The 5,758-nt window shown below is 63.8% G+C and carries 4 protein-coding genes and 1 pseudogene; 1 reads left to right on the top strand and 4 read right to left on the bottom strand.

What is annotated here, in order from left to right; genetic code table 11:
- Positions 1–53: 53 nt before the first annotated feature.
- The 4 genes and pseudogenes from NW863_RS01055 to NW863_RS01040 all read right to left on the bottom strand — a co-directional run bounded on the left by NW863_RS01055 (position 54) and on the right by NW863_RS01040 (position 5,175).
- The gene (locus tag NW863_RS01055; RefSeq protein ID WP_414363915.1) at positions 54–794 is read right to left on the bottom strand and encodes a hypothetical protein; all 741 of its coding nucleotides are present in this window, start codon (positions 792–794) and stop codon (positions 54–56) included.
- Positions 795–834: 40 nt separating this feature from the next.
- A pseudogene (locus NW863_RS01050) lies at positions 835–3,254 on the bottom strand (TonB-dependent hemoglobin/transferrin/lactoferrin family receptor).
- A gap of 35 nt (positions 3,255–3,289) precedes the next feature.
- Positions 3,290–4,135, bottom strand: coding sequence for an ABC transporter ATP-binding protein (locus tag NW863_RS01045; RefSeq protein ID WP_414348831.1), 846 nt, complete (start codon positions 4,133–4,135; stop codon positions 3,290–3,292).
- Positions 4,132–5,175, bottom strand: a complete 1,044-nt coding sequence (locus tag NW863_RS01040) for a FecCD family ABC transporter permease (protein WP_414363914.1) — start codon at positions 5,173–5,175, stop codon at positions 4,132–4,134. Before NW863_RS01040 ends, NW863_RS01045 begins: the two co-directional genes overlap by 4 nt.
- 377 nt (positions 5,176–5,552) lie before the next feature.
- Here NW863_RS01040 and NW863_RS01035 point away from each other — a divergent pair.
- Positions 5,553–5,758, top strand: a 206-nt coding sequence (locus NW863_RS01035) for a hypothetical protein (protein ID WP_414363913.1), incomplete at its 3' end; no start/stop codon positions are given.

The raw sequence follows: 5,758 nt of genomic DNA, 5'->3' as shown, positions 1-5,758 counted from the left end.
CCCCCCCCCCCCCCCCAATCTTTTTTTTTAAAGCCCTATCCCGGGCTAGCCATTTAGTCCGTGTTGGGGGGGGCGGGTTTTTTTTTAACACCTCGGGTTGGTGGGGGGGGGGGGGTGGGGGGGGGGGGGCCCATCGGCGTGGGTGTAGGGGTCGGCCCCAGCTTCGCCGTGGGAACAGGCGTGGGGGGCGGCGTTGGCAAGGTTGTCAGTGAAGAAGCTTGAATCTGCTGGGGTGCAGGATCGGGCGGGAGTGGGGCAGCCGCAGGGGGGGATTCCGAGGCCGGCTGGGTCGGCTCCTCCGCTGGGTCAGGCAGAGCTGATTCTGCAGCCGCCTCAAGCGGGGCCGGCGGGGGATCCTCCAGCCACAGCGTGACCGGGATCCGCACTTCGGGTTCTCTCAGAGGTCGGGATCCCCACCCCAGCAGCCCCAACAGATGCAAAAGCAGCGAGAGCAAAGTCTCCCAGCGCAGCGGGCGGAGCTCCCGACTTTGCCCAGGCAATTCAGGGAGATCCTCCAGCGAGGTGCAGGCAACCGAGAGAGCAAGGGAGCAATAGCCCGCCAGCAGGGCCGCCCTGAGCAGCTTCTCGCCCCAGCCAATCCAGCGCAGCCCCTCAGAGCTCTGGCCCCGCGCCACCCCCCACAGGCCCAGCTCCAGCCAGGCCAGACCCACCCCGTAGGCCATGCCTGCCTGCTGCCAATACCCCATCTGCAGGCGCCACAAAAGCCAAGGGTGGGATCCCCTCTGCAAAGAAGCGGATCCCCGGTCGGTGCGAGTGGGGGGTTTGGCGAGCATGGCTCGGGGCTATCTCGATGGGCACGTCTGGCGGGGAGTCCTAGAAGCGGCTGGAGAAGCTGAGGGCCACATGGCGCCCCGGCTGGGCCCGCCGCTCCACTTCAGGGCCAACAAAGAGGGTGCGGGTTTCGGAGTAGAGAAAATACCGCTCGTCGAAGAGGTTGAACACCCCGAAATTGAGCTGCCAGTTGTCGTCTAGGTTGTAGTAGCCCAGCAGATCCACCACCGTATAGCCACTGGGCACAAAGGGAATCTGCGGGGGAGCGTTGGGGTTGGGTCGCACCACCTCCCGCTGCGGATCCCGCGGATCCGCCACCAGCGTGGCCACCAACCTCGCCCCCCATACCTGGCTGGGATCGTCGTAGTGCAGCCCCAGCACCGCTGTCAGCGGCTCGATTGAAAGCAGGGGCTTGTTTTCTGTAAGATTGTCCCCCACCGCCCAGGCAAAGCTGCCGTTTAGGCTCCAACCGGTTAGGTCGGGGCTAAAGAAATATTGTCCCGTCGCCTCTACGCCGTAGATACGGGCGCGGCTGACGTTTTGGCTCTGGAACAGGATGACCGGCGGGGGCGGCGGGCTACCGGGGGGGCCGGGGGGTGAGGGCTCGGATCCCACCTCCCGGAATGCCTCGATAAAGTCGTTGTAGGTGTTGTAGTAGGCCGCCAAGCTGAAGCTGGCCTGCGGGTAGATCCCTCGCAAACCCACTTCAAAGCCCTGGCTGGTTTCCGGGCGCAAGTCGGGGTTGGAGAGGGTGCGATAGCGGAAAACCGGGCTGACCAGGTTGGTGAAGCCGCTGTTGATCTCGTTGTATTGGGGAGCGCGAAAGCCGGTGTTGTACTGGGCCGTGAAGGTGAGGTTGGGGTTAATCCTCCACACTAGGCCCAGCTTGGGGGAAACGGCATCGGCAAAGAGGCTGGCCGCTTCTGCCCCGCTTTTGAGGAAGGCTTCATCGGGGCTAGGGGTGAGGTTGTAGGTGTCGTAGCGGATGCCGGGGATCAGAGTCAAGTTGCCGCCGCCAAAGTCGATCTCATCCTGCACATACAGCCCAAAGCGCACGGTGTCCGAGTCGGGAAAATCTTTGGTGGGAAAGGTATCTGGGGGAATGTTTTGGGTTACTGCTCCAGTTTGCAGATTGGTCTGAAAACGGTTGCGAGGTCGCTCGTTGCGGGTGGTGGAGATCTCCATCCCATACACCAGGCGGTGGGAGAGATCCCCGGTTTGGAAGCGGCTTTGGGCCTGCAGGCTGGCTCCCAAAATGTTGCTGACCAGCTCGTTGAAGGTATCCCGCCGCACCGGTACGGGTCGGCCTTGCACCGTGAGGGTGCGCTCCTCTACACTGGGCTCGCGGGTGCGGGCGGGCTGGTAGTAGATCTGGACAGTGGCCAGCTCAAAAGCGGGATTCTCTGGGTTGGCGTAGCGATACTCCAAACTGAGGCGGCTGCGCTCGGTGTCGATGGTTTCCCTAAATAAGCTGACGGCGGGATCCAGGTTGCGCCGCGAGAACGTGGTGGTGGTGCGGCTGTTGAAGTACTCGCCGGTCAAGGTGAGGCTTTCCAAGGGGCTGAAGCGGTAAACCAGCTTGGCCAAAACGTTGTCCCCCTCCACCGTTTGCCGATCTTTGAAACTGGGATCCGCCTTGATATCCGGCTCCCTGGCGTCGCGGCGGGTGTAGATGAGCAGGGCTTCCAGGTTCCCCTGGCGGCCCGCCAAGCTGAGGGTGTTGACAAAGCCTTGGTTTTTGCTGTCGTACTGGCTGGAGAGGCCCACATGGCTGTCCCGTTCCCCCAGCAGATCCACTGGATCTAGAGTAGTGTAGGTTACCACGCCCCCCAGGGCATCGCTGCCGTAGAGGGTGGAAGCAGGGCCGCGGATGATCTCCACCGTCTTCAGGGTCTCCAGCTCAAAGGTGTCCCGCCCGATGTTGAAGGGGCCAAAAGAAAACCGCTCCGGCTGCCGGATCCCGTCCACTTGGATCAGCACCCGGTTGCGTCAAGGCCGCGGATGTTGAAGTCTTGCAGTCCATAGCGGACATTTCGCCGCACGCTCACCCCCGGCTCGTAGCGCACCAGATCCTGAATGTTCTGGATGAGCTCCCGCCGCAGGCGCTCCCGGTCGATGACGGTGATGCTGGCCGGCGAGTCGGCCAGGGTGCGCTCGGTGCGGGTGCCGGTGACTGTAACCTGCTGCAGGTTGAAGACAGGGGTGCCCTGCTGCAACACCTGCAGATCCGCTTGCAGCCGCTCCACTTCCGCCTGATCCCCCCGCCGACGGGCAGCTTCGATCTGGGCTTCTAGCTCGCGAATCTGCTCTTGGATGGTGGTGGCCCCCCGAGGGGTGGCCTGGGCCAGCAAAGGAGTCTCAGGAATCCGAGCCGCGGGTTGCGCCTGGGCCAGGGATCCCCAACTCAGCCCCAGACACAGCCCCAAACTCACTGCCTTCCAGCCCCAGCCGGTTACTCGCATAACTTCTCACTCTCCCAAAAACCACCAGAAACAAGTCAAACCTTCGCCTCAACACCCTTTCCTCCCAGCCAGAGGGGCCTTGCCGGGTCTGCGCTGCGCAAGGGGCAAAGCTGGAGCCCCACCGGCGTTGGGATCCACTCCACCTCTAGGCCAAACACCTGCCGCACCCTCTCAGCAGTCAAGGCCGCCTGCGGGGATCCCAGGGCCTGCAACTGTCCGGATCCCAGCAGAGCCACCCGCCGGCTGTAGCGAATGGCCAGGTTTAGATCGTGCAGCACGCTAACCACCGTCAGCCCCTGCTCCTGCTGCAGCCGTCGCAACAGCTCCAGCAGCTCCAGTTGGTGGCGCAGATCCAAAAACGTGGTGGGCTCGTCCAACAGCAGCACCTGCGGCTCCTGCACCAGGGCTAGCGCCAGAAAGGCCCGTTGCCGCTCGCCGCCGGAGAGCGTTTCCACCCGCCGCAGGGCCAGGGATCCCAGTCCCGTCTGCTCCAGCGCCCATTCCACCCGCTGCTGATCTGCCCGCGGCAACTGCCACGCCCACCAGGGCTGGTGAGGAGAACGCCCCAAGCTCACCAGTTGCCGCACTGTCAGCCCTGTCGGGATCCGCGGCTGCTGGGGCAAAAGGGCCAACTGCCGCGCCACCTGTTGCGGGCTGAGCTGGGTGTGCAGATCCCGACCGTCCAAAAGTACGCGCCCCGCCTGCGGAACCAACACTCGGCTGAGTAGCCGCAGCAGGGTCGATTTGCCTGAGCCATTGGGGCCGACAATGCTCAGCCAGTCCCCCGCCTGCAGGCTGAAGCTCACCTGCCGGATCACCTGATGCGAGCCATAGCCCCCGCTCAGCGCCTCGGCCTGCAAAATCGGCCGGCCCGCCCTCATTGCCCCGCCTCCCGCTGCCGCAGCAGCCAGCCGAAAAACGGCGCCCCCATCAACGCCGTGACGATCCCCACCGGCAGCTCTACAGCCCCCAGCCGGGCGAGGAGATCGGCGCCGCTTAACAGAGCCGCTCCCGCCAAGGCAGAAAGGGGCAACAGCCAGCGGTGATCCGATCCCACCCCCTGGCGCACCATGTGGGGCACCACCAACCCCACAAAGCCGATCAACCCCCCCATGCTGACGACTGCCGCCGCCAACAAAGCCGCCACCAAGCCGATGGTCACCCGCGTCCGCACCAACGGGATCCCCAAGCTCACCGCCATCTCTTCTCCTAGGCCCAGCAGGTTCAAAGCCCGTGCCTGCGCCCAGCCCAGCCCCAGCCCGACCAGGATATACACCCCGGCCACCCGCACCTCCGGCCAACCCCGCCCGCTCAGGCTGCCGATCAACCACGTCAGGGCCACCTGGACCCGCTCATCGGCCAGGAGCAACAAAGCAGAGCTGATCGCCCCAAAGAGGGCGCTGACAGCCACTCCCGCCAGGATCAGCCGTTCCACCGCCAGCCCGGAGCGGGTGCGCGCCAGCCCATACACCAACACCGTAGTCAGCACGCCGCCCACCCAAGCTGCCAAGGGCACCCAAGCCGTCCACTCCCCCCAGGTGAGCAGCGCTACGGCCGCCAGGCCCGCCCCCGCTGAGATGCCCAGCAGGTAGGGATCCGCCAGCCCATTGCCCAACATCCCCTGCAACAGGGCCCCCGCCATCCCCAAGGCTGCCCCTAGCAACTGGGCCAAAAGCGCCCGCGGCAGCCGCAACTGCCAGACAATGGTCTGCCGGATCGGATCCCCTTGCCCCCACAGGGCCTGCCACAGCTCCGAAAAAGTTATGGGAATGGATCCCAAGGCAATTGAGATCCAAAGCAGCAAGAGGATGACACCCAGTAGCAAAACCATCAAGCCGACCGGCGAGCGGATCCGCCTGGTCTGCCCCCAGCGGGTCTCCGGGTCAACTCCTGATGACAGACGCTCTTGCTTGGCCAACATCGCAAACCTCTGGACTTTTAAGAGGGGGAGATCCCCAAGACAAGACAGCCCCAGCCGGCTCGCCAGCGCACCCAGACCCACCCCGGCGCAGCCCTAACCTGCCGAGCTTCTTAGCTTGTTGAGACTTAGATTCAATAAAAACGTAGCTGTTAGAATAACAGGCTTTCTTGGCTATTGCAAGTTAGTTTTAATAAGTCTTCGACCCCCTTTGAGCCAAGGGGAGATGGATCGGCACTCCCAGCCGCCTAGGCCGGCTTGTTCCCCGAAACCAAAGTCTGCCTTCACTGAGCTGCCCAAGGAGAGGGGGAAGATCCCCAATAAAATGGCCGAAGCCGGCTAGCTTGGGTTGGACAGAGCCGTCTTGAAGTATTGGCGCTATGACTTCTTCCGCTGCCCCTGAGCCCAGCTGGGATGCCCTGCAGGTGGATCCCGCCCTGCTCACCCCCATGATGCAGCACTACGTAGAGCTAAAGCGGCAATACCCCCACGCCATCCTGCTCTACCGCCTGGGGGATTTCTACGAGATGTTTTTCCAGGACGCGCAACTGGTGTCGCGGGAGCTGGAGCTGGTGCTCACCGGGCG

The sequence above is a fragment of the Synechococcus sp. B60.1 genome (assembly GCF_047462555.1).
Lineage (GTDB): Bacteria > Cyanobacteriota > Cyanobacteriia > Thermostichales > Thermostichaceae > Thermostichus.
This window is presented reverse-complemented; position numbering and strand designations above follow the sequence as displayed.